This is a genomic window from Candidatus Accumulibacter phosphatis, from assembly GCF_012939955.1.
Lineage (GTDB): Bacteria > Pseudomonadota > Gammaproteobacteria > Burkholderiales > Rhodocyclaceae > Accumulibacter > Accumulibacter delftensis.
Genome location: NZ_SPMY01000002.1, coordinates 15,232 through 41,684, shown reverse-complemented (window position 1 = coordinate 41,684; position 26,453 = coordinate 15,232). Strand labels below are relative to the sequence as shown.

Sequence of the window (26,453 nt, the reverse complement as noted above, 5' to 3'; positions counted from 1 at the left end):
GCGACGATCAAGCACCGCCACCTCACTGCCGGAGGCCACTCCCGCCAGCCGGGCGACGGCTCATTTTTCGGAACCCACAAAGCGGACTTGTCCGTACAGCTCCGGATGGGTAATCGCCAGCCAATGTTCAGCCTCTGACTGGGCTCGCTCCCAGGTCGCAGCGCGCAAGGCGACGGACTGCGTAGTGCCGTCGTCTCGCGGCCATTCGAGGCTATAGGAGTGGAAGCCACCACGCCCTTGCAGACGGATCTGGCGGGTCATAGTCGGCAGCTCGCGGCGTAACTGCGCGCTGCCGGCGTCCACCTGCAGCAGTCGGAACTTGGGTCCTTTGCCCTGATGCTGGACGACGCACTCCTGCTTCGCGGCATCTTCCTCGAGGACCATCCAGTCGCTGCAGCCTTCAATGATCGCGCCCATCGGCAAGCCGTCTTCCTCACGGACAATCTCGGCGCTTACAACCTGCGTCTGCGCGCCGCCTTCGACGAGATCGTGCCATGGCAGGCCCTGCCGCGTCGGTGGTGGGAAGGGAAGCGCATGCTTGCCTTGACGAATGCGCGCGAACAGCGAAGACTTCCTGACGTCTTCGAGATCAATCGCCGGAAACGCCGCGCGCGGCTGCGCACGGAAATTGCCGGCCCCCATGTAGCCGACCTCCCAGAGCGTCTTCAGCCATTCGGCCGTATCGAGCGCGACCTGTGCCATCTGTTCGTCAAACGCACCCTCGTCCCGCCCCTGCTGGCCACTGCTGGCCCTTCCGGCCAGCAGTTCCCCCTCGTGTGCGCGTGCGCGCAGCAACTCCTGCAACAAGCGGTTGACCCACTCGGCGTCGTCTGCCGATAACTGCTCGACGCGCTCCGCCAGAATCGTCAGCTCGTCGGCGTCAAGCGGCTGCTCCAGTTTGCTCATGGCTTTTTCCCCCAAGTGTCTCGAACGCTAGTCTACCGCGGCGACACCGGGACAGGTTGTTTTTCCAGAAGGAGGGGCAAAAATCCGTTAAAATCATGTCCTTGTTGCTGCCGGCCTGGAACGGGAGATGAGCGGAAAAACGATATTGGTGACCGGCGCCGCGCGCCGGCTAGGCAGTGCGATCGCCCGCGAATTGCACGCCACCGGCGCCAACCTGATGCTCCATTATCGTCAGGCCTCGGCGGCCGCCGCAGCGCTGGCCAGCGAGCTGAACGCTGTCCGACCGTCGTCGGCGGCCTGCCTGCAGGCGGACCTGCTGGACGTCGAGACTTTGCCAAGGCTGGTCGCCGATACGGTCGCGCATTTCGGCCGCCTCGATGCCCTGGTGAACAACGCCTCGAGCTTCTTTCCAACCCCCCTGGGCACGATCGACCTGGCCAGCTGGGACGATCTGATTGGCAGCAATCTGAAGGCGCCGCTATTCCTGACGCAGGCGGCCGCACCACACCTGATCGCGGTGCAGGGGTCGGTGGTCAATATCACCGACATTCACGCCGAGCGCCCGCTGGCGGCGTATCCGCTGTATTGCGCGGCGAAAGCCGGACTGCTTGGCCTGACACGCGCCCTGGCCATCGAACTGGCACCCCGGGTGCGGGTCAACGCGGTCGCGCCAGGGCCGATCCTGTGGCCGGACAGTGGCGTTTTCGACAACGCAGCGCGCCAGGACATCGTCGCGCACACCCTATTGCAGCGCGCCGGCTGCCCGCAGGATATCGCCCGGGCAGTGTGCTACCTGCTGAACGACGCTGACTACATTACCGGTCAGGTCATCAATGTAGACGGCGGTCGCACCGCCCATCTGTGACTGCTCACGCCGATTGAGAGGAAACTGTTGGAACAATCGAACACCCTGCAGCGCCTGAGGAAGCGTCTGGAGAGCCATACCGGCAAAGCCATCGCCGACTACAGGATGATCGACGACGGCGACACCATTCTGGTCTGCATTTCCGGCGGCAAAGACTCCTACACCCTGCTCTCGGTGTTGATGGCACTGCGCCAGAGGGCGCCGGTGGATTTCCGGCTCATCGCCATGAACCTCGACCAGAAGCAACCGGGCTTCCCGGCCGAAATCCTGCCCGCCTATCTGGCCAAGCTGGGTGTCGAATATCGCATCGTCGAACAGGACACCTATAGCATCGTCAAGAGCAAGATCCCCGCGGGCAAGACCACCTGTTCGCTGTGTTCTCGCCTGCGCCGCGGGGTCATCTATCGCACCGCCAAGGAACTCGGGGCGAACAAAATTGCGCTTGGCCACCATCGCGACGACATCGTCCATACGTTGTTCCTCAATCTTCTCTTCGCCGCTCGGCTGAAGGCGATGCCACCGAAACTGCTGACCGACGACGGCGCGCACGTGGTCATCCGCCCACTGGCCTATTGCAGCGAAAAAGACATCGCCCGCTTTGCCCGCGGCATGGCCTACCCAATCATTCCGTGCAATCTCTGTGGCTCGCAGGACAATCTGCAGCGCCAGAAAATCCGCGAAATGATGGCCGACTGGGACCGCCGCTACCCGGGACGCACCGAGGCCGTTTTCTCTGCGCTGCAGCAGATCGTGCCCTCGCACCTCGCCGACCAGAAGTTGTTTGATTTCCAGGGTCTGCGTCCCGGAGATAATCCGGCAACCATGGATGGCGGCGATCTGGTCTTCGACCCAGCGCCGCTCAGCGAAATGCCGCCCCGCCTGCAAGACTTGCCAGTGGCGGTGCTCGAATGATGAGCAGCAAGGAAGAGATGCGTTCGGTTCTGATTGCCGCCGTCGCCGGAAGCTCGAAATTGTTCGAAAAACGGGGCGGAACAGAAGCCGCGCACGCTGTCGAGCGTTGCCTGAAGCGCATGGCGCGGGGGGTAGAGGGCTTCCGCGGACGACTCCTGCGGGGCAAGCGCGACGAACTCACGGCGCTCTTCGCGAGCGCCGATGATGCCTGTCAGGCAGCCATCGCCATGCAGCGGCGGGTAGCCGACCTGCCACCGGTGTCCGGCGTCCAGCTGGCAATCCGTGTCGGCTTTCATCACGGCCCGGTGCGCGAGGATGACGCGGGTGCTCTTGGTGAAGGACTGAGCATCGCCAAGTCTCTTGCCAATCAGGCCACTGCCGCTCAGACCTTGACCAGCGGCCAGACCAGAGCTCTGCTGACAGCACCCTTGCAAGCGGCGACGCGTTCCCTGCAGCAGCCCCCGAAAAGCAGCCTGCCGGCTGCGTACGAGGTATTCGAAGTCCTGTGGTTTGAAGCCAAGGCACCGTCCAGCAAGACGCTCGTCGCTTCGCCCGCACCCTTGCCACCCAGGGACTGCGATTTGCGCCTGTGCGTACGCTATGGGGGGCAGGTCAAGTTGCTCGACAAGGCGCGAGCGTATATCGACATGGGCCGTGACGCCAACTGCGCAATCACCATTCGCGACCGCCGCGCATCGCGCAAGCACGCGACGATAGAGCGGCGCGGCGAGCACTTCGTACTCAGCGATCTCAGTACCAATGGCACTTTCATCACCATTAGCGGCGAGAACGAGCTGTTTCTGAGGTGTGAGGACTTCGTCTTGCGAGGCAGCGGAATCATCGCCTTCGCTGCCTCGGCGAGCAGCCCGTCGGCCGACATCGCCGAATTCGAGCATCTTTGAGCGCAGGAGACACCGGGCACGCGCTGCCGGCGACTGTTTTCTGGCGCATCCCCGACAGACGTGGCAAAGCAATCGGCTCAGGCCGGCGGCAAAGCGCGCGCGAGAACCAGCAGCGTCACCTGTTCGGCACCGTGCAAACGCACGCTCCGCGCCAGTTCGTCGAGAGACGCGCCAGTGGTCATCACATCGTCGACCAGCAGCACTCGCTTGCCGGTGAAATCCGCCGTGCACTGGAAGGCGCCGCGGACGTTTGCAGCGCGTTCGCGCCAGGGCAGATCGGCTTGGGCGGGAGTATGCCGAATGCGCCGGCAGCTCCGCAGGTCGATCGGGATGCGCCAGGCTCTGCTCACCGGACGCGCCAGCTCGAGCGCCTGGTTGAAGCCGCGCGCGCGCAAACGTAGCGGGTGTAGCGGCACGGGAACGATGAGATCAGCGCAGCTGCTGGCCAGCAGCGCGGCAAGGCGAGCGCCGAAATAGCTGGCCAGCGCCAGGCGATGACCGTACTTGAACGACTGCACCAGCTTGTCGAGCGGAAAATCGTAGCGCAACGCAGCCAGGGTCAAATCGTAGTGGGGTGGCTTGGCCAGGCAGCGACCACAGACCTCGCCATGCGGCGTTGGCAGAGCACAGCGCGGACAGCGTCGTGCTGGCAGTTGCGGCAAGTCGGCCTCACAGGCGGAGCAAATCAAACGGGCGCCGCTGCTCGCAGCACACAACAGGCAGTCCTGGGTCAGCAGTCCGGCGCAGGATCTGAGGATCCGTCTGGCAGTTTGAGTTAAGATTGGCATCCTCGGAAGGCTCCTTACGAGCTCACCAATGCATGAATGCATGAACGGTGGCCCAGCCGGCCTCAAACCACCCCCCAACCATAGGTCTAACCAATGAACGCAATTCCTCAAGTCGCGACACTTAGTCCGGATCGCGCCATTTCGGCCCCAGCAGGCAAGTGGACGGTTGCCGATGTCGAAGCACTTTACCAGCTTCCCTTGATGGATCTGCTGTTTCGCGCGCAACAGGTGCACCGCGAGAACTTCAACGCCAACGAGATTCAACGCTCGACGCTGCTTTCGGTAAAGACCGGCGGCTGTTCGGAGGATTGCGGCTATTGTTCGCAGGCGGCGCGCTACAGCACCACCACCGAACGCGAAGCGCTGATGCCGCTCGATGAAGTGATCGCCGCCGCCCAGGCTGCCAAGGACAAGGGCGCCTCGCGCTTCTGCATGGGCGCCGCCTGGCGTGGCCCGAAAGACAAGGACCTGGCCAAGGTCACCGAGATGATTCGCACCGTCAAGTCCATGGGTCTGCAGACCTGCGTCACCCTGGGCATGCTCAAGGACGGCCAGGCCGACGAACTCAAGGAAGCCGGCCTCGATTACTACAACCATAATCTCGATACCGACGCCTCCTTCTACGGGCAGGTGATCACCACCCACAAGCACGCCGACCGGATCGACACCCTGGGCCAGGTGCGTGAAGCAGGTATCAAGGTCTGTTCCGGCGGCATCATCGGCATGGGCGAATCGCGCCGCAACCGCGCCGCGCTGATCGTCCAGCTCGCCAACCTCAACCCGGCCCCGGAGTCGGTGCCGATCAACAACCTCGTCCCGATTCCCGGAACGCCGATGGCCAATGTCGCGCCGGTCGATAGCTTCGAGTTCGTGCGCACCCTGGCTGCCGCGCGAATCACCATGCCAACGAGCTTCGTGCGTCTGTCGGCGGGTCGCCAGGAGATGTCCGACGAGCTGCAAGCGCTCTGCTTTCTGGCCGGCGCCAACTCGATTTTTTACGGCGACAAGCTGCTGACCACCGGCAATCCGGAAGCGGATCGTGACGAAGCCCTGTTCGAGAAACTTGGCCTGCGCCCGATCTAGTCACTCATGAAAGCACCGGCGCAGTTCGTTGATCAGCGCCAGGTGCGACGCAGTTTTGCCCGCGCCGCGGCCAGCTACGATGAAGTGGCCGTGCTGCAGCGCGAGATCGCGAGCCGCATGCTGGCCAGGCTGGACTACGTGCGCATCGAGCCGCAGCGCATTCTCGATCTCGGCTGCGGTACCGGCGCCAACCTCACCGCCCTGCACGCGCGCTATCCCGGAGCACTGCTCATCGGCGCCGACTTCTGCGAAAACATGCTGCGCGCCAGCCAGGCCTCGCGCTCACGCTTGCGCTGGCTGATGCCCTTCCTGCGTCGCCAGCGAACGCCCTTGCTGGCGGCGGATGCCGGCGCGCTGCCGTTCCCGCCGCAGTCGATCGGCCTGCTCTGGTCGAACCTCATGCTGCACTGGCTTGACGACCCGCTGGCAGCATTTCGTGAAGCGCATCGCCTGCTCGACGTCGGTGGCTTGCTGATGTTCTCCGCCTTCGGACCGGATACCTTGAAGGAGCTGCGCAGCAGTTTCAAGGACGGCCATGTGCACACCCAGCGCTTTACCGACATGCATGACTACGGCGACATGTTGCTTGAATGCGGCTTTTCCGACCCGGTGATGGACGCCGAACTGCTGACCATGACCTACGCCGGCTTCGACCAACTGCTCATCGATCTGCGCCATAGCGGCTCGACCTGCGCCATGCAGGCACGTAGCCATGGCCTGACGGGGCGGGCGGCATGGGCCAGGGCACGCGCGGCGTACGCACGGCTCGCCGCCGACGATGGCCGCGTGCCAGCGACGGTGGAAGTGGTTTACGGCCACGCCTGGAAAGCGGCGCCGAGAAAAACCCCCGCCGGACTGAGCATCGTCCGCTTCGACCCGCAGCAGCGGATGCGTTGAGCGGGCCGCCAGCCACGAGCGCCGGCGGCCGAACTTTCCGACTTAGCGGAAGAACTCCTCGAGGCGGATGAAGACCTCGTGTTCGGCGCCGTGCCGACGCACCGCCAGGACGTCCTCCAGCTTCTCCACCTGCTTGACCATCTGGTCCAGACGTTGGTCTTCATTGACCAACAGCCAGATGCGACTGGTCGCGCCACTGCCCACCGGCATCACCAGGATACCTTCGACGTTGTAGGCGCGGCGCGAGAACAGACCGACGACGTGCGACATGACACCCGGGTGGTTGTAGACGTCCAGTTCGAGCACCGTACGAGCCACAGCCTGGTTTTCCATTCTTGAGATCGTGTTCATGGTTTTCAGCCTCCGATCATGTCTTTGTTGGCGGCACCGGGCGGCACCATCGGCAAAACCTGTTCGTGCATGGCGATGCTGGCGTGAATCAGCATCGGGCCGCGGCTGGACAACGCCTCGGCCAGGGCTGCACGCGGATCGCTGGCCGTATCGAGATCGATGGCCGGCACGCCAAAGCCTTCGGCAACGCGAACGAAGTCGGGCATGCCCTTGAATTTCGAAGCGTAGATGCGCTCGCCGTAGAACATCGTTTGCTGCTGGAAGACCAGGCCCAAAGATGAGTTGTTCATCAGCACGATCTTGACATTGACCTTCTCCTCGGCAGCGGTGACCAGTTCCTGGATATTCATCAGAATGCTACCGTCACCGGTAAAGCAGACCACCGTCCGTTCCGGTTCGGCGAGAGCCGCGCCGATCGCTGCCGGCATTCCGAAGCCCATCGTGCCAAGGCCGCCCGAGGTCAGCCATTGGCGCGGCCGGCGCAGCGGGTAGGCTTGTGCCACCCACATCTGATGCTGACCGACGTCGGTGGTGATCGTCGCCTGATCGTCAAGGCAATCGGCGACGGCGCGGATCAATCCGTAAGGCGTACGCGGATCGTCGATTCCCGGCAGGCGTAGCGGATGCGCTGCCTTCAGGCTGGCCACGCGCGCCAGCCAGGCTTGCCGCTGCTGCTCCTCGACGGCCGGCAGCAAGGTCTGCAGCACGGCCCCGACGTCACCGGCGATACCGACATGCGCGGTCTTTATCTTATCCAGTTCCGAGGGGTCGATATCGATATGGACGATCTTCGCCTGCGGGCAGAAACCGGCCACTTTGCCGGTCGCACGATCGTCGAAACGCGCACCGACAGCGATCAGGAGATCGCACTCGTCCAGCGCAAGGTTGGTAAAACGCGCGCCGTGCATACCGAGCATACCCAGCGACAGGGAATGCTCGACCGGCATCGCGCCGAGGGCCATCAGGGTCATCACCGTCGGTAGAGCGGCTTTTTCGGCCAGCGCCACAGCCGCTGCGGACGCTCCCGAATGCACGACACCACCGCCGAGGTAGAGAATCGGCCGGGAAGCCTCGTTGATCATCGCCGCGGCGACGGCGACCCGTTCAGCCGCTGGCGCCGGAACGATCTCGGCGACGCCGACCGCGGGCCACTCGCCGACCTCGACCACTTGATTCTGAACGTCCTTCGGGATGTCGATCAGTACCGGCCCCGGCCGACCCGAAGCGGCGATCCGGAAAGCCCGCGGAACGACTTCGAGCAGATCCTCGGCACAGTTGACCAGGAAGTTATGCTTGGTAATCGGGATACTCAGACCATAGGTATCGACTTCCTGAAAGGCGTCGCTGCCGATCATCGCTCTCGGCACCTGCCCGGTGATTGCCACCAGCGGAATTGAATCCAGCTTGGCGTCGGCGATTGCGGTGAGTAGATTGGTTGCCCCGGGGCCCGACGACGCCAGGCATACCGCCGGCAAGCCTGTGGTACGCGCAATCCCCTGCGCCATGAAACCGCCGCCCTGTTCGTGCCGTGCAAGCACGTGGTGAATCAGCGCCGACTGTGACAAGGCATCATAAATGGGCAGTATTGCTCCGCCGGGGATGCCGGCGAGGGTGCGAACGCCCTGTCGTTCCAGCAGGCGCACGACAATCTGTGCGCCGGTGAGGGTTTCGGATGTTTGCTTGGGCAAGAGACTCTCCTTGAATTGAATTGCGCTGCTGACTTGGTCGAATGTGGCGTCAGAAAAGAAAACCCCCGCTCGGCTTGCACCGGCGGGGGTTTCTGGAATGAGTTGTCGTTTCTTTCTACACTTTGACTGCTCTTCTCCCGGCCCTCGACGGTGTGTCGCCTGGTACGCGTACCAAGGGTACGACGCCTAGCAGAGAGACGCCGACAGCAACGACCACAAGCGCACCAGTGGAAGCAAGCGGATAAGTACTATGGTCGTGGAAGTGGCGCATCGTGGTCACGTAGAAGTCATTTGAGCCGAAACGCAATTAGAACCGAGCGTGGAAAATAATGCAAGCCTTACACGGGATCAGCAGCACCGACCAAACAGACTGTCGCAGCGACAGGCTCAGTCGTGCCCGCCGGCCTCGGCTCTCCCTTGCGCACCGCCCGCATCACCTGCCGCTGGCAGCGCCTCGTCATCAGGGGCTGGCAACGGCGGCGCGGCGGCCAGCGGTACCTGGCGGTTGACTTGATAACTGGCAATCAGAATCAATGCTGACGACGCCAGGACCACCAGCATGATCGAAGCGTCGAGATAACTGGGCAGCAAGAACGCTTCGCGAACGTGTAGGAAAAGCAGGACGGTAATCAGGCCGCGCGGGGCAATCCACATCAGAGGCCCGGCGGCCGCCGGCCCCAGCATCAACCGCAACATGATGAAACGACTACCGTAGACCACCGCCAAGACCAGGCCCGCACCCAACCAGGCAGACGACGACGTGAGGTCGGAGAGATCTGTCCAGTAGCCAAACAGCACGAAGAAGAAGCCGCGCACGACGAAGGTCAGTTCCACGACCAGGGTACGAAACTCGGACAGCGTCGTTTCGTATTCTCTGCTTATCCACAGGCTTACCGGCCGAAAGCGGGTAACCAGCGACGGCTTATTGAGCAACAGGCCCAGAAAGAGCACCATGATCAACGGCGAGAGATGCAGCAGCTCGCCTGTCGCGTACAAGGCGAACAAGCCCGCCAACAGCGGCACGAAGCGGATCGGCCCAGACACTCGCAGCAAGAGCAGCATCAGCACCAGAGCGCAGAGCATCGACAACAGCAGGGACAGCACGCCGCCACCGAGCAGCGCCAACAGAGCGCCAGAAAGCGTACCGTCCGAACCCAGCAGCGAAAAGAAAACCAGGACGCCGATGATGTCCGACATCGAACTTTCGTAGGTAATGAACTCGCGCGCCTTGGGCGGCAGAAACGTACAGCTGGGAATGGCCACCGCGCTGCTGATAACGGCTACCGAGGTTGCCAGGAGAATGGCCTGCACGACGTCGAGACCCAACACCCAGCGCGCGGCCAGCGCGAAGCTGAGGGTAGCGATGACAAAACCCGCAGTCGCCAGGAGAAAGGTCGCGGCGATGAGGCGCAGACGCTGGCGTCGCAATTCGATGTCCAGGGCGCCTTCCAGCACGATCAACACCAGGCCGATGGTACCGATGATGGGCACCAGGGTACCTGCCCAGCCCAGTGTCACGCCAACGGAGTCGAGCAACGGCCGCGCCAAAAGGCCGCTGGCGACCAATACGATCACCGACGGCACACCCGAACGCCGGCAAAGACGCTCGACCGCGAAAACGATAAGCAGGAACACGGAAGCGCTGAGGATGGTGGGATAAGTCATGGTTCGATTCGAAGGCCAAGCACGCGTCGCGAACAAGAATCATCGCGCCACGCATGGGCTCCTGCAGGCAGTTCGCCAGCAGGCCTTGATCACACAACAGCCGACGCGCTTCCGCCAGCGCCGCTCGGCGCACGCGAGCAGCCCTGCCAGAGCGACGACAGCGTCGGCAAGACGGGTGGAGATCTGCGTTCTGGAAAGCTTGCCGGAACGGCGGACGGAGGCCCGTCAGACGGAGAGGATGCGCCCGTTGGCAAAAAAGTGCTGGGAGGTCCTGGCACCATCGCTGGCCTGTCGGCCTCGCCCGGGACTGCGCCCCGGAAGAACCGATACGGCAATCAGCCAGCGATATACTTTTCCATCTGCTGGATGATGAACTGCTGTTCGGAAATCGTTTCCTTGACCACGTCGCCGATGGAAACGATGCCGAGGAGCGTGTGATCGTCATCGAGAACGGGCAGGTGACGGAAGTGCCTTTCGGTCATGATCGCCATGCACTCGTCCACCGTCTGGTCGGGCGTCACGTACAGCACCTTGCCGCTCATGATGTCGCGAACCCGCGTGTCTCGCGAGGATTTGTCCTGCAGGGAGACCTTGCGAGCATAGTCACGCTCGGAGAAGATGCCCAGCAACTGCTCCTTCTCGATCACCAGGACCGCACCGACGTTGTATTCGGCCATCACCTGCAAGGCCGAGAAAACCGAGTCGTCCGGTGCAACGGTTACCAGCTTCCCACCCTTGCTAGCAAGGATTTGCTTGAGCGTCTTCATGAAACGTCCTTTCTGGTCAAGAAGTCACGCCACCATACTAGAGCGTCCGCCGCCCATTGCCAAGGAAAGTCTTCCCCGTGCTACGGTGTCGTGAAATTCGCCGCCAAGTCCTGCGAGAAAATCAGCAGCCAGAACGCCTAGCGCAAACCGGCAACGTACTCGGCGACGGCATTGATCTGCGGGTCGGAGAGCTTGCCGGCAATGACGCGCATCATGCTCTCGGCGTCGTTGGCGCGTTCGTGGCTACGAAAAGTCTTCAACTGGCTGACCGTGTACTCCGCGTACTGTCCTGCCAGGCGCGGATACTGCACCGGCAGACCGGCACCGGCGGGTCCGTGGCAGCCTGCGCAGGCCGGAATGCCCTTTTCGAAGTCGCCCTTGCGCCACAACGCCTGGCCTTGGGCAAGCAGTTTCTCGTTGGTCGCCACCGAAGGTGTCATCTTTTGCTGCGAGAAATACACCGCCAGGCTGTGCATGTCTTCATCGGAGAGCGCCGCGACCATGCCACCCATGATCGCGTTATCACGTACCGGGGGCTTGCCGTCAACCGACTTGAAGTTGGTCAGCTGCTTGTACAGGTACTGCGGGATCTGACCAGCCAGAATCGGATTGGCCGAGGTCGGACTGTTGCCGTCGGCGCCGTGACAAGCAACGCAAAGGCCTTCGGCAATCTCCTTGGCTTTTGCCAAGTCAAGCTTTGCTGGTGCCTGCTCTGACGCGAAGGCGGGTAAACTGGCGGCCAGGAGAACCGCAACTGCCGTTGTACGAATCATGTCCAAACTCCCATTGACAACAATGACTACTCTGAGGCCGGCGAAGCCAAGCGACAAACCTGATATTCTATATCAGTTTGCTGCTTGGACACGTGCCGGTCCATCTACTCTCGGGTTCCCTGATGCCACTCTTCCAGAAAGCTGCCTTCAGCACGACCGTGGCCAAGCTGCGGGATCTACCCGCCGATTCGCAGTGCGAAGTTGCGTTTGCCGGACGCTCGAACGCCGGCAAGTCGTCGGCAATCAATACGCTGGCCAATCACACCCGCCTGGCCTTTGTCTCCAAGACACCGGGACGAACGCAGCACCTCAATTACTTTCTGCTCGAACCAGGAAAGTACTTCGTCGACCTGCCAGGCTACGGCTTCGCAAAAGCCCCGGAGGAGATCCGCTCGCAATGGGAAGGCTTGCTCGCGCCCTACCTGCGCCACCGCGACGCGCTCTGTGGTCTGGTGCTGATCATGGACAGTCGCCATCCACTCACCGAACTCGACTTGCAGATGTTCGGCTGGTTCGCGCCAACCGGCAAACCAATTCACGTCCTGCTGACCAAAGCTGACAAGCTGACTCGCCAGCAACAGACACTGGTTTTTCGCGAGGTCCAGGAGGTATTGGCGGAAATTGGCGAGAACTTCAGCCTGCAGCTGTTTTCGAGCCTGCAGAAATCCGGCGTCAAGGAAGCGGAAGCGGTCCTCGCTGGCTGGCTAGACCTGCCGCTGAAGGACGAGCCGGCACCGCGCACTGGACTGGCCAGCGAGAAGAAAGCCCGCCCCAAGAAGCGCGGCGCCATCGGCTGGAGTGCGCGCAGCGGCAGCAGTGTCACCAAGTGTCACTAGTCAAGGCGCAAAAAAAAGCCCCCGGCAAAGGGGGGGCCGGGGGCAACATGCCTTACAGGAATAAGGCACCCGCTCAGGGAGGTGAAGCGGGGGATGGCGAAGCCATCCGCCAGATAAGAGCGCACTGACCAGCGATAGTTCCCGGCAAGAAGTTTTTTCCCATCAATCGTATCTATTTAATCGTAGCGAATTCTATGGACTACCAAGCCGACCCCAAAGCACGCTTCCCTGGCACGCGCATGCGCCGCATGCGCCGCGACGACTTTTCCCGCCGCATGATGTGCGAATCGCGGCTGAGCGCTGACGACCTGATCTACCCGGTCTTCGTCCTCAACGGCATCAACCGCGGCGAGCCGATCGCGTCGATGCCGGGCGTTGAACGGCAGAGCCTCGACCGCGTGCTGAAGACGGCAGAGCAGGCACTGCGACTGGGTATCCCGGCGCTGGCGGTGTTCCCGGTCATTGACGCGGCCGGCAAGACGGCGGCAGCCGAAGAAGCGTACAACCCGGATGGTCTGGTGCCACGGGTGGTTGCGGCGCTGAAAAAAGAATTCCCGGAACTGGGCGTGATTACCGACGTCGCCCTCGACCCCTACACCAGCCACGGCCAGGACGGCCTGATCGACGCCGACGACCCCGCCGGCTATGTGCTCAACGACGAAACGCTCGAAGTACTCGCCAGGCAGGCGCTGGTGCACGCCCAGGCAGGCGCCGACATCGTCGCCCCCTCGGACATGATGGACGGTCGTGTGGCCCGCATCCGTCACGAACTGGACGCGGCGAGGCAGATACATACGCGCATTCTGGCCTATTCGGCAAAGTACGCATCGAGCTTCTACGGCCCGTTCCGCGACGCTGTTGGCTCGGCCGGCAATCTTGGCAAGGGCAACAAACACACTTATCAGATGGACCCGGCGAACAGCGACGAAGCGCTGCGCGAGGTGGCCCTCGACCTCGCCGAAGGCGCCGACATGGTGATGGTCAAACCGGGCATGCCTTACCTCGACATCGTCCGGCGGGTCAAGGAAACCTTCCAAGTGCCGACCTACGCGTACCAGGTCAGCGGCGAATACGCGATGCTAAAGGCCGCCGCCCAGAACGGCTGGCTGGACGAAGAAGCATGCGTCCTGGAAAGCCTGCTGGCCTTCAAGCGGGCGGGTGCAGACGGCATCCTGAGCTACTTCGCCCTGAGCGCGGCGGGATGGTTGAAAACCTCTAGGTGAGGCCAGGCGCTGCACGCAATCCGCGAAACCCCTGCTGCGCCGGACCTTCGACGAAGCGGTAGAACAGCCCGCCGGCCAGCAGGCTGGCCGCCCAGGCGACGACCATTCCAGCCAGATTGAGCCACGGATCAGCCATGGCGACACGCACGAACAGCCCGTTGACGATCAGGCAGATCGGAAAGTGAATCAGGAATACCGAGTAGGAAATCTGCCCCAGGTAGGCGAGCAGCGAGGACTTCGGCCAGCGCACCAGGAAGCCGTAGCGGCTCGCGAGGCCGAGGGCCAGAGCCACCACCAGCGCCACGGCGATACGCGAACGGTAGTCGAGCAGCAGGGCCATGACCACCGCTACGGCAATCAGCAACAGCCAGCGCACGGCGTGCTTCGCATTCGCCGCCCAGAACGTCAGCGCCCCGAGCGCGTAGGACGCGAAGAAATACAACGCCCAGTTGTCCCATTCGGCGTCGCGGTTGAAGTGGTATAGAGAAAACAGGGCCAACGTGGCGACCAGTAGCAGACCGACGATCGCCGCGCCGGCGATGCCGCGTCCGAGGCCACAACTGATCCCACGTGCCAGCCAGAGAGTCCCCAGCAACAGCGCAAACAACTGGAAATCGATGGCGATGTACCAGACACCCGTCGACAGCCCCTCGTAACCGAGGATGCTTTGCAGGAGCAGCGCGTGCGCCAGGAACTGCCGCAGCGTCGGCCACTCAGGAATGGAATCATGAGTCATCAGGGCACGGGCAATGGTCGCGCAGCCAATGCCGATCACCAGGGCGATGAGGTAGGGAACGGCCAGTTTCAGGTAACGTTTCAGGAGCAGGCGCAAGGGCTGCGCCGACACCAGGTGGCCAGCCGGAGCAAGACTGCGCGCAGCGAGGAAGCCACCAATAACCAGAAACACCTGCACCACCGCGCGCGCGTGCTGACTCAGCCAGGAGATAAGGTCCGGAATCAGCGCGTAGGCATGGTCAGACATGGGTCCGTAAAAGGCCAGGTGATGCAGGACGATCAACTGCACCGCCACGGCCTTCAGCGCATCGATGAACGGCAATCGGGAAGTCACTTCCGCCACCTCGATTCAGCCCGCAAGGAAACGCTGCCGGAACTCGTCGAGCGGCATCGGCTTGCCGCGCAGGTAACCCTGCATCTCATCACAGCCTTCACCAGCCAGAAAATCGCGCTGCGCCTCGGTCTCGACGCCTTCGGCGATAACCGTCAGTTGCAGGCTATGGGCAAGGGCGATCACCGCGCGGGTGATCGCCCGATCCTCGGCGTCGCTGGGCAAGCCGCGCACAAAACTCTGGTCGATCTTCAGCTTGTTGGGCTGCAGACGCTTGAGGTAGGCAAGCGAGGAATAGCCGGTGCCAAAGTCGTCGATCACCAGGCCGAGTCCCATGTCCCGCAGCGCGTCGAGAACCTGGCCGCTGTTCTCGGCCTGGGTCATGATCGCGCTTTCGGTGATTTCCAGTTCGAGGAATTGCGCAGGCAGGCGCGACGTTGCCAGCGTCTTGCGAGCGGTTTCCTGGATTCGGCCGCGCCGGAACTCGACGCCGGAGACGTTGATCGACAGCACGCCGGGCTTGAAGCCGGCGGCGACCCACGCCGCCCACTGGCCCGCGGCGGTCTGTTGGACCCATTCGCCGATCGGGACAATCAGCCCCGACTCCTCGGCAAGTTTGATGAACTCGCCCGGCATCACCAGACCCAGCTCCGGACGCAGCCAGCGCACCAGCGCTTCGGCGCCGACCAGCTCACCGCTGCTCAGCGAGAACTGCGGCTGCAGAAAGACCCGCAACTCGCCGCGCTCAATGGCCCGCCGCAGGTCGGTTTCCATCTGCAGGCGCGCCAGTGAGGACTGGGTCAACTCCTTGGTGAAGAATTCGTAGGTATTACGCCCGCGCTCCTTGGCCCGGTACATGGCCACGTCGGCATTCTTCATCAGCGTTTCGGCATCACCGCCATCCTGGGGAAAAAGGCTGATACCGATGCTGGCGCCGACGTAGAACTCCTGTTCGACGGTCACCGGAGAGTCCTGCAAGAGGCTCAGAATCTTGTCCGCGATATGCGATACAGCTGTGGGATCGGCGAGATCCTCGATGATGATCAGAAACTCGTCGCCGCCGAGACGACCAACGGTGTCCGCCTCACGCCTGAGCCGGGTCAGCCGCCGCGCCACTTCACAGAGAACGCGATCGCCGACCTGATGGCCGAGGGTATCGTTGATGTTCTTGAAGCGATCGAGGTCGACAAACAGCACCGCCAGAATACGGTTGTCGCGCCGAGCACGCTGCAGCGCCTTGTCCAGGCGATCCCCGAGCAAGAGACGATTGGGGAGGCCGGTGAGCGGATCGTGATGCGCCTGGTGGTCGAGCTGATCGTGCGCCTTGCGCAACTCGGTGATGTCCGAGAAGACGCCCACATAATGCGTCACCTGGCCCTGCGCATCCTTGACGGCGCTGATCGTCAACGACTCCAGAAACGCCTGCCCATCCTTGCGCCGATTCCACAATTCTCCCCGCCAGCGCCCACAGGTGTGCAGGGTCCGCCACATTTCGCGGTAGAAGTCCGCGTCCTGAAGCCCGGACTGCAGGATACGCGGGTTGACACCGACGACATCGTCCTCGCAGTAACCGGTGATCTCGGAAAATGCACGGTTGACGGCGATTATCTCGCCCTCTGGCGAGGTGATGGTAATGCCTTCGGCGCTGCTGTCGAAAACCGTCGCCGCCTGCTGCAGACGCTGCTCCATACGCTTGCGCTCGGTCACGTCGAGCATGACTCCGACCAGACCGCAAGCCGCTTCGCCGGGAGCACCGTAGATCGCCTTGTGAAAAACGACGTCGCGGTACTGGCCATCGGCGCGCAGCACCTGCGCTTCGTAGACCTGCGAACCGGCGCGCTGAAAGAGTTCTTCGTCAGCCGCCATATAGCGATCGGCAAGCTCGCGCGGTGCGACGTCGTAGACGCTTACTCCGACCACTTCTGCGCGTGATTTGCCGATCATTTCGAGGAAAGCCTGATTACAACCGAGGTAGCAGCCGGCACGATTCTTGTAGAACACCGGACCCGGGATGGCCTCAACCAATTGGTGCATGAAATCCAGCTGTTGCGATAACTCATGAGTACGTTCGGCAACGCGATGCTCGAGCTCGAGATGGCTTTGCCGCAGTGCATCCTGGGCAGCGCGATGCGCCGTTACGTCCTCGTGCGTCCAGATCCAGGTCTGGCCTTCGTCCTGTTCCTCGATCGGACGGCCGATGACATGGACCCAGATCGGAGTGCCATCGCGACGGCAGAAAAGGACTTCCCCCTCAAAGGCCCCAAGCGCTGCACCCTGACCATAGAGCTGCTGCCCGGCGTCTTCCCACGCTTCCTGGCTGGCATAGAGAAGGCGCGTCGGCTGTCCCGTAAGACCGCCTGGCGGAAAGCCATAGATCTCCTCGAAACGGCGATTGCAGCGCAAGATCGTGCGCTCACGCTGATACGCGATGCCGATCATCGCGTTGTCGAAAATCAGCTGCTGCTCCCAGAGGCTTTCGACCAGGGCCTCTTCGGCTGCGCGGCGTGCGGTGATGTCCTGAAACAGCCAGACGTGGCCTTCGTCATGATTTGCCGGGTCGAGCAGACTACCGGTCACCTGGCACCAGATCGGTGTGCCATCGGCCTTGCAGTACTCGACCTCGCCGACGAAAGTCCCGCCTTCGTCGATACCGCGCAGAGCGCGTTCGCCGGCTGCGCTCCAGGCCAAATCACTGGCAAAGCAAACGCGCGTTGACTGGCCGATCAGTTGACCTGGCAGGGAGCCAAAGATCCTCTCGAAGCTCGGATTGCAGCGCCGGATGATGCGGTCACGCAGAAAAGCGATGCCGATCGGCGCACGCTCGAAGAGCAGCGTCTGCTCGCGCAGCAGCGCGTCCATGGCACGGCTCGCCTGGCGCTTCGCGGTGACGTCTTCGTAGAGCCAGATGTAGCCCTCATCGGGCTTCGCCTGATTGATCATGCTGCCGGTGATATGGCTCCAGATCGGCGTCCCGTTGCGGCGAACAAACGCCGTCTCGCCGCGGTAGATGCCGGTTTCGCGAATCGCCGCGTAGGCCTTCTGCCCGGTTTCCAGCCAGGCCTCTTCGTTCGGGTAGTAGATGCGCGTCAACTGCCCGATCAATTCGTCTGGCGCATAGCCGAGAATCTCGGCGAAACGCCGGTTGCAGCGCTGGATGAGGCGATCGCGCAGGATCACGATACCGGTTTCGGCGTTCTCGAAATGAGTTGCTGCTCGCGCAGCAACTGCGCGCTGGACTCGCGCGCGTCGACCTCCTGCGTGATGTCGCGCACAATCCAGACGGCACCCTGGCCCGGCGCGGCAGGGTCAATCGCCCGGCCGATGAGATGAGCGACAAAGCCACTGCCGTCGCGGCGCGCCAGTTGCATTTCGATATCGAGTGTCTCGCCGACGCTCAGTGCCGCACGCGCTTGCTCGCGCAGCGCCTCACAGGCCGCGCTATCGGGATAGAAGACACGGTCCCGCTGCCCGACAAGAGTCCCCGCCGGCCAGCCAAAAAGTGCTTCGGCGCGCGGGTTGCAGCGGTACACGCGGCGATTGCGTGTGCACACCACGGCACTCCCCGAATGCTCGAGGATAGCCTTGTACTCAAGTAGCTGCTGTTCCAGTGAACCTGACTCTCTCATGGCGACCAACGGAAATTTTTCGGGGAAAGTGTACACGACTGTGGAAGGCCGCGGTGGAGCAGCGCTTACCCGGAAAAGAAGGTGCGGGAAGCGCTGTCGTGGCAGATATATCGGCCGCGCTTCAGAGCCGGGCGAGATGGCGCGGCAAGTCGAGAATCGAAACCAGCCGCACGTCGACCGAAGCCGGCTGGCGCGTTTCCGCACTCACCCAGACGGTCCTCATGCCGAGTCGCTTCGCTGTACGCAGATTGGGCAGAGTATCTTCAACCATGATGCAGCGCTGCGCATTCAGACGCTCGCTACGCAAGAGGTGGCGAAAGCCAGCAACTGCCGGTTTCGGCTGGAAGCGAAGGCGTTCGACCGAATAGATGGCGTCGAAACAGCGGTGAACACCGGTCATTTCCAGAACCGCCTCACTATAACGCAGCGGCGCGTTCGAGAAGACAATCTTGCGCCCTGGCAAGCGACCAAGCATGGCCTTCAGGGCGCGCTCGAAGACCAGCATCCGCTTGAGGTCAGGAAACTGGTGCGTATGCCAGAGAAAATGCTTGGGATCGATTGCATGATGGCGCATCAGGCCGAGCAGCGTGGCGCCGTAGCGCTGCCAGTAATCCTGCCGAATACGCGTTGCCTCCTCCTCGTCCACACCGAGGTGCTGGCGGATGTACGCCACCATCGAACGGTTGATCTGCGGAAAAATATGCGGACTGGCGTCGTGCAGAGTGTTGTCGAGGTCGAAAAGCCAGACCGGCGCGGACGCTCTCAGCAGAGTTCCCTGATCAATGCGACTTGATCATCGTGCCGACGCCGTGATCGGTAAGGATCTCCAGCAACAGCGCGTGTTCGACACGGCCATCAATGATGTGCACACTCCTGACGCCGTTACGTGCGGCATCGAGCGCCGAGCTGATTTTCGGCAACATGCCGCCCGACAGGGTCCCGTCGGCCACCAACTGGTCGATCTCCTTGGGCGTCATGCCGGTGATCAACTGTCCGCTCTCGTCGAGGACACCGGGCGTATTGGTGAGCAGTACCAGCTTTTCGGCCTTGAGGATTTCGGCGATCTTGCCGGCGACGACGTCGGCGTTGATGTTGTACGTCTCGCCGCCTTTGCCAACGCCGATCGGGGCCACAACGGGGATGAAGCCGCCTGACTCGAGGTGACCGATCAGCGACGGGTCGATCTGCGTGATATCACCGACCTGACCGACGTCGATCAGGTCACCAAGGTTCTCGTGGTTGGCCAGCAGTAATTTCTTGGCGCGAATGAAGCTGCCGTCCTTGCCGGTCAGTCCAACAGCCTTGCCCCCCGCCTGATTGATCAGGTTGACGACATCCTTGTTGACCTGGCCCCCGAGAACCATCTCGACGATGTCCATCGTTTCGGCGTCGGTGACGCGCATTCCCTGAATGAACTTTCCTTTCTTGCCCACTCGGGCGAGCAGGTTTTCGATCTGCGGACCGCCGCCGTGCACCACCACCACGTGCATCCCAACCAGCTTGAGCAGTACCACGTCGCGCGCGAAGCACTGCTTGAGATGCTCGTCGGTCATCGCATTGCCGCCGTACTTGACGACGATGGTCTTGCCGTGGAAGCGTTTGATGTACGGCAGCGCCTCGGCGAGAATGGCAGCTTCGTTGGCAGGGGTGAACACACGATCGTTCATGGCTGGAGTCCTTTTAATGACCGGCGGATTTTACGCGGCAGCGGTGGAAATACAAAGACGGCGCACGCTGAACGCTGCGCCGCGAGCCCAATGATCGCGGCCACGCCGACCGACGACCGCGCTCAGCGCCCGCTGCCACCCTATCGCGGCCGCTTTGCGCCCTCACCAAGCGGCCCCCTGCACTTCGGTTCGCTGGTCGCCGCCGTCGGCAGCTATCTCGACGCCCGCGCCCACGGCGGCCAGTGGATGCTGCGCATCGAGGACGTCGACCAGCCGCGGACGGTTGCCGGTGCCGCCGACGATATCCTGCGCACGCTGGAAGGCTTCGGCTTCACCTGGGATGGTGAAGTGCTCGTCCAGAGCAGGCGTCTTGACCTTTACCACGCCGCAATGGTGCGCCTGCAACTCGACGGCGAGGTCTACCCCTGCGCCTGCTCGCGAACGGAAATTGCCGCCTGCTCGCCGCCACGATCGGTGGACGGCGGCCTGGTCTACCCGGGAAGCTGCCGCAACGGCCTCGCCGCGGGCCGAGCGGCACGCGCCTGGCGGCTGCGCGTAGCCGACGCGACGATCGCCTTCGGCGACCGCGTTCAGGGCGAGGTGCAGCAGAATCTCGACCGCGCCGTCGGCGACTTCATCCTGCTGCGTGCCGACGGCCAGTACGCGTACCAACTGGCAGTCGTCGCCGACGACGCCGCGCAAGGGATCAACGCAGTCGTCCGCGGCGTCGACCTGCTCGACTCGACACCACGGCAGATCTGGCTGCAGCAATGTCTGGACCTGGCAACGCCGACTTACGCGCACCTGCCGGTGGTGACCAATGCCGCCGGCGAAAAGCTCTCCAAGCAAATGCGGGCTGCCGCCGTCGATCTATCAGCCGGCAGCGCAGTCCTGTCAGCAGCCCTCCAATTTCTTGGTCACGCGGTACCGCCGGAAATCAGCGCCGGACCGCTCCGCGATTTCTGGCCCTGGGCAATTGCCGCCTGGTCGATCGAGCGCGTTCCGGCCTTGCGCGGCGTCTGCCCTTACTAGCGCTTGCCGCCGTAACCGACGATGCCGACCAGGGTCCGCACCAGGTTGTAGCTTGCCCAACGCAGCAGGCGCGAATGCCAGGGCAGGCGCTTCCAGCTATCGATCGGCAGTTCGCGGGCGCCATTGCGCATCGCCTGTTCGAGACTCTCGCGCAGACTGTTGGCGAACAGCGGGTCCTTGACGACGATATTGGCTTCCCTGGCCAGCAGCAGACTGAAAGGATCGATATTCGACGAGCCGACGGTCGCCCAATGACCGTCGATAACCGCCACTTTGGCATGCAGGAAGCTGCGCCGATATTCGAAAATGCGGATGCCGTAGCCCAGTAAGCGACCATAAAGGGCCTGCGTCGCGTAGTGGAGGAGGCGATATTCGATCCTCCCCTGCAACAGGATGACCACCCGCACGCCGCGCTTTACCGCGTCGTGCAGGGCGCGGCGAAAGCGCCGACCGGGCAGGAAGTAGGCGTTGGCGAGCAGAATGTCCTGCTGCGCAGCGGCAATGGCCTCGAGATACGCTTCCTCGATGTCGCGGCGATGGAGAATATTGTCGCGCACCACGAACGCGGCAGCCTGCTCGCCACGCGCTCCCAGATCGGTCTGCACACGCCTGGTAAGGCGGTAACGACGATTCAGCTTTGCCCACAACACGATTTCCCACAGTCGCTGCTGGGCCTGCTGGATTGGCGCCAGCAAGGGGCCTTCGACGCGAACTGCGTAGTCATAGCGCGGCGGGATCTGATACGGCGTATTGAGGTCGTCGATGACGTTGATACCGCCGACGAAGGCGATTTCACCGTCGATCACCGCCAGCTTGCGATGCAAACGACGCAGACGATGGCGGCGCAAACGAAAGCGCGCGATGTCGGGTCGGTAGACCATCGCCTGTACGCCAGCGGCGAGCAAGGCCGGCTGCAGAGACTCGGCGAACTCCCGAGCGCCGAAGCCGTCGACCAGCACACGCACCGTGACACCCCGTCGAGCAGCGCTTGCCAGCGCCGCGGCGACCGCCTGACCGGTCGCATCGTCCTCGAAAATGTAGCTTTCGAGGTGAACGTCGTGCTGCGCGCCGTCGATCGCCCTGATCAGTTCCGGAAAGTACTCGGCTCCGCTGTTCAGCAAGGTCAAGCGATTGCCGGGCAGGAAGTCAGCGGCCATGGAGTTGACTCCGGACCCGGGCCCGGCTTCGCCTGGCACACAGCCTTACTGCCTGGATCCGAAACGCGGCCGCGCAAAGGACTTTACCGAATCGGCAGTCGCTCAAGCCCGCTACTCCCCCTATGCCCATAACTCGCACCATCGCCGCCAGGCGCGTCGAGCAGCTATTCTCGACGCTTCGCGCACACGCGTCCAGCGCCGTGCACAAGGCTTTTTGCGCGCCTCGGAAAATGCAGTGCCGCCAAAATACGCAAAGCTGATGCCAACCGCAAGCGCACGGAGCGAAGCTTCGCTGGTCACCACTTGCCGACCGGAGAAACGAGGGTGAGAATGCGACTTTCTCCACCGGGCGAACAGCTGCCTGGCCAGGTTCGCGGCAGCGGATGCGCCGAGCCTTGATCCACGTCAAGGCCCAGCCCCTAGGCCTGCCCTCTAATACACGGTTTTCTTTCGGGAAGTGCACGCACGATGTTTCGAATCTCCCAGTACATGCAGGAACTCGTCGCACCCAAGCAGCCCGGCCCCAAGCAGAACCCGCCGGCGCCGGTGGTCATCTGGAATCTCATCCGCCGCTGCAACCTGACCTGCAAGCACTGCTATTCGATCTCGGCCGACAAGGACTTTCCCGGCGAACTGAGCACCGAAGAGATTTACGCGGTGATGGACGACCTCAAGCGTTTTCGCGTTCCGGTGCTGATTCTCTCCGGCGGCGAGCCACTGCTGCGCCCGGACATCTTCGCCATCGCCCGACGCGCGAAAACGATGGGCTTCTACGTCGGGCTGTCGTCCAACGGAACCTTGATCGACGCGACGAACATCGACCGCATCGCCGAGTGCGACTTCGACTACGTCGGCGTTTCGCTCGACGGCATGGGTGAAACCCACGACAGGTTCCGGCGCATGGAAGGTGCTTTCGAAGCGTCCCTGAAAGGCATTCGCCTGTGCCGCGACCTGGGCCTGAAAATTGGCGTCCGCTTCACGATGACCCAGGACAATGCGCACGACCTGCCGCGCCTGCTCGAACTGGTCGAGGACGAAGGCATCGATCGCTTCTACTTCTCGCACCTCAACTACGCCGGCCGCGGCAACAAGAACCGCAAGGACGACGCGCAACACAAGCTGACGCGCTGGGCCATGGACCTGCTCTTCGATACCTGCTGGGACTATCAGCAACGTGGCCTGCACAAGGAGTTCACCACCGGCAACAATGACGCCGACGGGGTCTATTTCCTGTACTGGGTGAAAAAGAACTTCCCCGACAAGGCAGCCAACATCCGCGCCCGGCTGGCGCAATGGGGAGGCAATTCTTCGGGAGTCAATGTGGCCAACATCGACAATCTCGGCAATGTCCATCCCGACACCATGTGGTGGCACTACAACCTCGGCAACATCCGTGAGCGGCCGTTCTCGGAAATCTGGACGGATGTTTCCGACCCGCTGATGGCCGGTCTGAAGCAGTTTCCGCGCAGCGTTTCGGGGCGTTGCGGCGACTGCCAGCATTTCGACATCTGCAACGGCAACACGCGTGTGCGCGCGCAACAGCTGACCGGCGACCCTTGGGCCGAAGACCCCGGCTGTTATCTCGACGACGAAGAAATCGGCGTTGAACCCGGCCGCGAACGCTTGACGGTCACCCCGCACATCAGAATCCGGAGAGCCTGATGAACTGGCGCCTAGCTATGTCTGCCGCCTGCCTGGCAGCGTCTCTTGCTGGCGGATCGTCGTTCGCCAGCGCTGTCGGAGGGCCCGAGGCAGCCGGCGTCCAGGCACTTTACAAGGAACACTGCGCCGCCTGCCACGGCGAAACGCGCTTTGGCGGTGTCGGGCCGGCTCTCCTGCCGGAAAACCTGGCCCGACTGCGCAAACCAGAAGCGTTGAAAGTGATCAGCGACGGGCGCGTGGCGACGCAAATGCCGGCCTTTGGCGACAAGTTGAGCGCCGATCAGGTGCAACAACTGGCAGACTTGATCTACAACCCGATAACGCCGGCGCCGCAATGGGGGGGAGAGCGAAATTCGCGCCTCGCAAGTGGTCAACGCCGACGCCGGCAAACTACCCGACCAGCCTGGTCCGGGGCTGAAAGGTGCCGACCCGTTGAATCTGTTCATCGTCGTCGAAACCGGCGACCATCACGTGTCGGTGCTCGACGGCGACAAGCTCGAACGCCTGCACCGCTTCCCCAGCCGCTACGCACTGCACGGCGGCCCGAAGTTCTCGCCCGATGGCCGCTTTGTCTATTTCGCTTCGCGTGACGGCTGGATCACCAAGTTCGACATCTACAATCTGCTCGTCGTCGCTGAAATCCGCGCCGGCCTGAACACCCGCAACGCTGCCGTTTCCGGTGACGGCAAGTGGGTGATGATAGCCAACTACCTGCCGCACAGCCTGGTCCTGCTCGACGCCAAAGACCTCTCGCTGGTGAAGATCATCCCGACGCTCAACGCCGCCGGCGACAAGACCTCGCGCGTCTCGGCGGTCTACGACGCGGCACCGCGCAAGAGTTTCGTCGCCGCCCTGAAGGACGTTCCCGAAGCCTGGGAGATCAGCTACGACCCCGATGCAGCGCCAGTCGCCGAGGGACTGGTGCATGACTTCCAGTATCAGGAGGGTCACTTCACGCCGGGCATGTTCTACCCGCAGCGAACCATGCTCAAGGAGTATCTCGACGACTTCTTCTTCACTCAGAGCTACGGCGAGATCCTCGGGTCGTCGCGTTCGGCAAGCAAGGGACAGGTGATTTTTCTCGACGGGCGCAAGAAGATCGCCGACCTCGACCTACCGGGAATGCCGCATCTGGCTCGGGAATCACCTGGCAATGGACCGACCCCAAGGGTCGCGTGCGGACGGTCATGGCCTCGCCAAACCTCAACGAAGGGGTGGTGACAGTCATCGATCTCGAGACCTACGAGAATGTCAAGGAGATCAAGACCCTTGGCCCGGGTTTCTTCATGCGCAGCCACGAGAACAGTCGCTACGCTTTCACCGACTCAATGATGAGCAAGGAAAACAAGCACGTTCTGCAGGTAATCGACAAGCAGAGCCTGGAAGTGGTCGGGCAGATCAAGGCCAAACCGGGACAGACGCTGGCCCACGTCGAATTCACTCGGGACGGCCGCTACGCGCTGGCCAGCCTCTGGGAAGACGATGGCGCGCTGGTCGTGATCGACGCGCAGACGCTCGAGGAAGTGAAGCGAATCCCGGCCAAGAAGCCGGTCGGCAAGTACAACGTCTGGAACAAAATATCGCGTTCCGAAGGCACCAGCCACTGAGCCAGGCAATGACCGTGACCATCAACCACTCCTTGCGCAAGCTGCTGGCTGGTGCCCTGCTGCTCGCTTGCACGGCGACTCTGGCGGTACCGAAAGCTGCCGAGAACGGTGCTGCCGAAGTCACCATTGGCGCACCGACGGTGCACCCGAAACCGCCGCCGAAAGGCGCGAAGAGTTCGCCAGCAGCGCAAGCCAAGGTGGAAAAATCGAGCCCGGCTGGCAAAGCGACACCGCGGACGAAGACGACGGCCAAGGCGAAGAGCAGGACGAACACGAAGACAGATTCGAAAGCGAAGAGCAAGTCACGGAAGTAGTCGCAAAGCCCAATAGCGCCGACGCCAGAAGGACGTTCTCGACGCCTAGCCTGGATCCGCTTGGCGGTACTTTTCTGCGCGTGGGGCAACAGCGAGGGTGACGGTCCTTGCCGTTCAATCCATCCTCCCTCCCGGAGTTCTTGATGTACAGATTTCCTTGTTTTCTGATCGCGCTGGCGCCCTTGCTGGCTTCGCTGTCCGTTTCTGCGCAGCTTGCGAGCATCGAGCTCAGCGCCGGCTTTTATCGTATCGAAGCGGAAGTCGCTGCGGATGACGCCAGTCGCGCGCAGGGTCTGATGAATCGCCGCAGCCTGCCGGCCAACCACGGGATGCTGTTCGTCTTTGCGCAGGCGACCCGCCATTGCATGTGGATGCGCAACACCTACCTGCCGCTGTCGGTCGCGTTTCTCGACCAGGAGGGGCGCATTCTCAACATCGAGAAAATGCAGCCGCAAACCGAGGACAACCACTGCGCCGCTGGTGAGGCCCGCTACGCACTGGAAATGAACCTCGACTGGTTCGCCAGCAAGGGAATCAAACCGGGAACGCGCATTGCCGGCATCGACAAATCGCCGCGTCCCCAGTAACGGTCATGCCATGTCGAGATACCCCAGATCATGAAAGCCATGACCGCCCCCCGCTGTTCCTGGCCCCTCTCCCGCAAGG

General features: G+C 62.6%; 24 protein-coding genes and 1 pseudogene. 12 read left to right on the top strand and 13 right to left on the bottom strand.

The features are described from left to right. Positions 1–60: 60 nt before the first annotated feature. Positions 61–906, bottom strand: a complete 846-nt coding sequence (locus E4Q23_RS00590; RefSeq protein ID WP_169064840.1) for a hypothetical protein — start codon at positions 904–906, stop codon at positions 61–63. A gap of 127 nt (positions 907–1,033) precedes the next feature. Between E4Q23_RS00590 and E4Q23_RS00585 the strand changes: the two genes are divergently transcribed. Genes E4Q23_RS00585 through E4Q23_RS00575 form a run of 3 tightly spaced genes read left to right on the top strand, consistent with a single transcriptional unit; the run spans position 1,034 to position 3,585 of the window. After that, on the top strand, positions 1,034–1,771 hold the full coding sequence (locus E4Q23_RS00585) for a pteridine reductase (RefSeq protein ID WP_169064839.1): 738 nt from the start codon (positions 1,034–1,036) through the stop codon (positions 1,769–1,771). 27 nt (positions 1,772–1,798) lie between these two features. Continuing rightward, the gene (gene ttcA / locus E4Q23_RS00580; RefSeq protein ID WP_169064838.1) at positions 1,799–2,683 is read left to right on the top strand and encodes a tRNA 2-thiocytidine(32) synthetase TtcA; all 885 of its coding nucleotides are present in this window, start codon (positions 1,799–1,801) and stop codon (positions 2,681–2,683) included. After that, positions 2,680–3,585, top strand: a complete 906-nt coding sequence (locus E4Q23_RS00575; RefSeq protein ID WP_169064837.1) for an adenylate/guanylate cyclase domain-containing protein — start codon at positions 2,680–2,682, stop codon at positions 3,583–3,585. Before ttcA ends, E4Q23_RS00575 begins: the two co-directional genes overlap by 4 nt. Positions 3,586–3,662: 77 nt before the next feature. On the opposite strand, the gene E4Q23_RS00570 is transcribed toward E4Q23_RS00575, so the two are convergent. Then, positions 3,663–4,373 (bottom strand): ComF family protein, encoded by a 711-nt coding sequence (locus E4Q23_RS00570; protein WP_169064836.1) that lies wholly within the window; start codon positions 4,371–4,373, stop codon positions 3,663–3,665. 93 nt (positions 4,374–4,466) lie between these two features. On the opposite strand from E4Q23_RS00570, the gene bioB reads away from it, so the two are divergent. Both bioB and bioC read left to right on the top strand, forming a co-directional pair. Next, positions 4,467–5,456, top strand: a complete 990-nt coding sequence (gene bioB / locus E4Q23_RS00565; RefSeq protein WP_169064835.1) for a biotin synthase BioB — start codon at positions 4,467–4,469, stop codon at positions 5,454–5,456. Positions 5,457–5,462: 6 nt separating this feature from the next. Beyond that, complete coding sequence (gene bioC, locus E4Q23_RS00560; protein WP_169064834.1) at positions 5,463–6,353, top strand: malonyl-ACP O-methyltransferase BioC; 891 nt, start codon at positions 5,463–5,465, stop codon at positions 6,351–6,353. A 42-nt stretch (positions 6,354–6,395) separates the two neighbouring features. On the opposite strand, the gene ilvN is transcribed toward bioC, so the two are convergent. From ilvN to E4Q23_RS00535, 5 genes are all read right to left on the bottom strand, one after another. Next, the gene (gene ilvN, locus E4Q23_RS00555; RefSeq protein ID WP_169064833.1) at positions 6,396–6,704 is read right to left on the bottom strand and encodes an acetolactate synthase small subunit; all 309 of its coding nucleotides are present in this window, start codon (positions 6,702–6,704) and stop codon (positions 6,396–6,398) included. 5 nt (positions 6,705–6,709) lie between these two features. After that, positions 6,710–8,392: an acetolactate synthase large subunit gene (gene ilvB / locus E4Q23_RS00550; protein ID WP_169064832.1), complete on the bottom strand. Its 1,683-nt coding sequence runs from the start codon at positions 8,390–8,392 to the stop codon at positions 6,710–6,712. A gap of 387 nt (positions 8,393–8,779) precedes the next feature. Then, positions 8,780–10,057, bottom strand: coding sequence for a cation:proton antiporter (locus E4Q23_RS00545; protein ID WP_169064831.1), 1,278 nt, complete (start codon positions 10,055–10,057; stop codon positions 8,780–8,782). A 335-nt stretch (positions 10,058–10,392) separates the two neighbouring features. Beyond that, a complete protein-coding gene (locus tag E4Q23_RS00540; protein ID WP_169064830.1) occupies positions 10,393–10,824 on the bottom strand; it encodes a CBS domain-containing protein in 432 nt (143 codons plus the stop codon). 137 nt (positions 10,825–10,961) lie between these two features. After that, the gene (locus E4Q23_RS00535; RefSeq protein WP_169064829.1) at positions 10,962–11,597 is read right to left on the bottom strand and encodes a c-type cytochrome; all 636 of its coding nucleotides are present in this window, start codon (positions 11,595–11,597) and stop codon (positions 10,962–10,964) included. 122 nt (positions 11,598–11,719) lie between these two features. On the opposite strand from E4Q23_RS00535, the gene yihA reads away from it, so the two are divergent. After that, positions 11,720–12,433, top strand: a complete 714-nt coding sequence (gene yihA / locus E4Q23_RS00530; RefSeq protein WP_169064892.1) for a ribosome biogenesis GTP-binding protein YihA/YsxC — start codon at positions 11,720–11,722, stop codon at positions 12,431–12,433. Between the two features lie 194 nt (positions 12,434–12,627). After that, a complete protein-coding gene (hemB, locus tag E4Q23_RS00525) occupies positions 12,628–13,656 on the top strand; it encodes a porphobilinogen synthase (protein ID WP_169064828.1) in 1,029 nt (342 codons plus the stop codon). On the opposite strand, the gene E4Q23_RS00520 is transcribed toward hemB, so the two are convergent. From E4Q23_RS00520 to argB, 5 genes are all read right to left on the bottom strand, one after another. Then, the gene (locus E4Q23_RS00520) at positions 13,649–14,725 is read right to left on the bottom strand and encodes an acyltransferase family protein (protein WP_336511573.1); all 1,077 of its coding nucleotides are present in this window, start codon (positions 14,723–14,725) and stop codon (positions 13,649–13,651) included. The genes hemB and E4Q23_RS00520 overlap by 8 nt on opposite strands. Before the next feature lie 15 nt (positions 14,726–14,740). Next, positions 14,741–17,899: a PAS domain S-box protein gene (locus E4Q23_RS00515; protein WP_169064827.1), complete on the bottom strand. Its 3,159-nt coding sequence runs from the start codon at positions 17,897–17,899 to the stop codon at positions 14,741–14,743. Further along, positions 17,896–18,348: a PAS domain S-box protein gene (locus tag E4Q23_RS00510; RefSeq protein WP_169064826.1), complete on the bottom strand. Its 453-nt coding sequence runs from the start codon at positions 18,346–18,348 to the stop codon at positions 17,896–17,898. The genes E4Q23_RS00515 and E4Q23_RS00510 overlap by 4 nt, the downstream gene beginning before the upstream one ends. Before the next feature lie 121 nt (positions 18,349–18,469). Continuing rightward, a complete protein-coding gene (locus E4Q23_RS00505; protein ID WP_169064890.1) occupies positions 18,470–19,114 on the bottom strand; it encodes a pyrimidine 5'-nucleotidase in 645 nt (214 codons plus the stop codon). Between the two features lie 13 nt (positions 19,115–19,127). Then, positions 19,128–20,015 carry an acetylglutamate kinase gene (gene argB / locus E4Q23_RS00500; RefSeq protein WP_169064825.1) on the bottom strand — a complete coding sequence of 296 codons (888 nt, stop codon included), beginning with the start codon at positions 20,013–20,015 and terminating at the stop codon, positions 19,128–19,130. Positions 20,016–20,105: 90 nt separating this feature from the next. Here argB and gluQRS point away from each other — a divergent pair, with 90 nt between their 5' ends. After that, positions 20,106–21,047, top strand: a complete 942-nt coding sequence (gluQRS, locus tag E4Q23_RS00495) for a tRNA glutamyl-Q(34) synthetase GluQRS (RefSeq protein WP_169064824.1) — start codon at positions 20,106–20,108, stop codon at positions 21,045–21,047. Here the strand turns inward: gluQRS and clsB are convergent. Then, complete coding sequence (clsB, locus tag E4Q23_RS00490) at positions 21,044–22,204, bottom strand: cardiolipin synthase ClsB (RefSeq protein ID WP_169064823.1); 1,161 nt, start codon at positions 22,202–22,204, stop codon at positions 21,044–21,046. The genes gluQRS and clsB overlap by 4 nt on opposite strands. Before the next feature lie 468 nt (positions 22,205–22,672). Between clsB and nirJ the strand changes: the two genes are divergently transcribed. The 4 genes and pseudogenes from nirJ (at position 22,673) to E4Q23_RS00470 (ending at position 26,374) form a co-directional block, all read left to right on the top strand. Continuing rightward, positions 22,673–23,866, top strand: a complete 1,194-nt coding sequence (gene nirJ / locus E4Q23_RS00485) for a heme d1 biosynthesis radical SAM protein NirJ (protein ID WP_169064822.1) — start codon at positions 22,673–22,675, stop codon at positions 23,864–23,866. A 17-nt stretch (positions 23,867–23,883) separates the two neighbouring features. Continuing rightward, a pseudogene (locus E4Q23_RS00480) lies at positions 23,884–25,473 on the top strand (cytochrome D1 domain-containing protein). Positions 25,474–25,481: 8 nt separating this feature from the next. Further along, a complete protein-coding gene (locus E4Q23_RS00475) occupies positions 25,482–25,787 on the top strand; it encodes a hypothetical protein (RefSeq protein WP_211203562.1) in 306 nt (101 codons plus the stop codon). 143 nt (positions 25,788–25,930) lie between these two features. After that, positions 25,931–26,374: a DUF192 domain-containing protein gene (locus E4Q23_RS00470; protein WP_169064820.1), complete on the top strand. Its 444-nt coding sequence runs from the start codon at positions 25,931–25,933 to the stop codon at positions 26,372–26,374. The last annotated feature ends 79 nt before the right edge of the window (positions 26,375–26,453 follow it).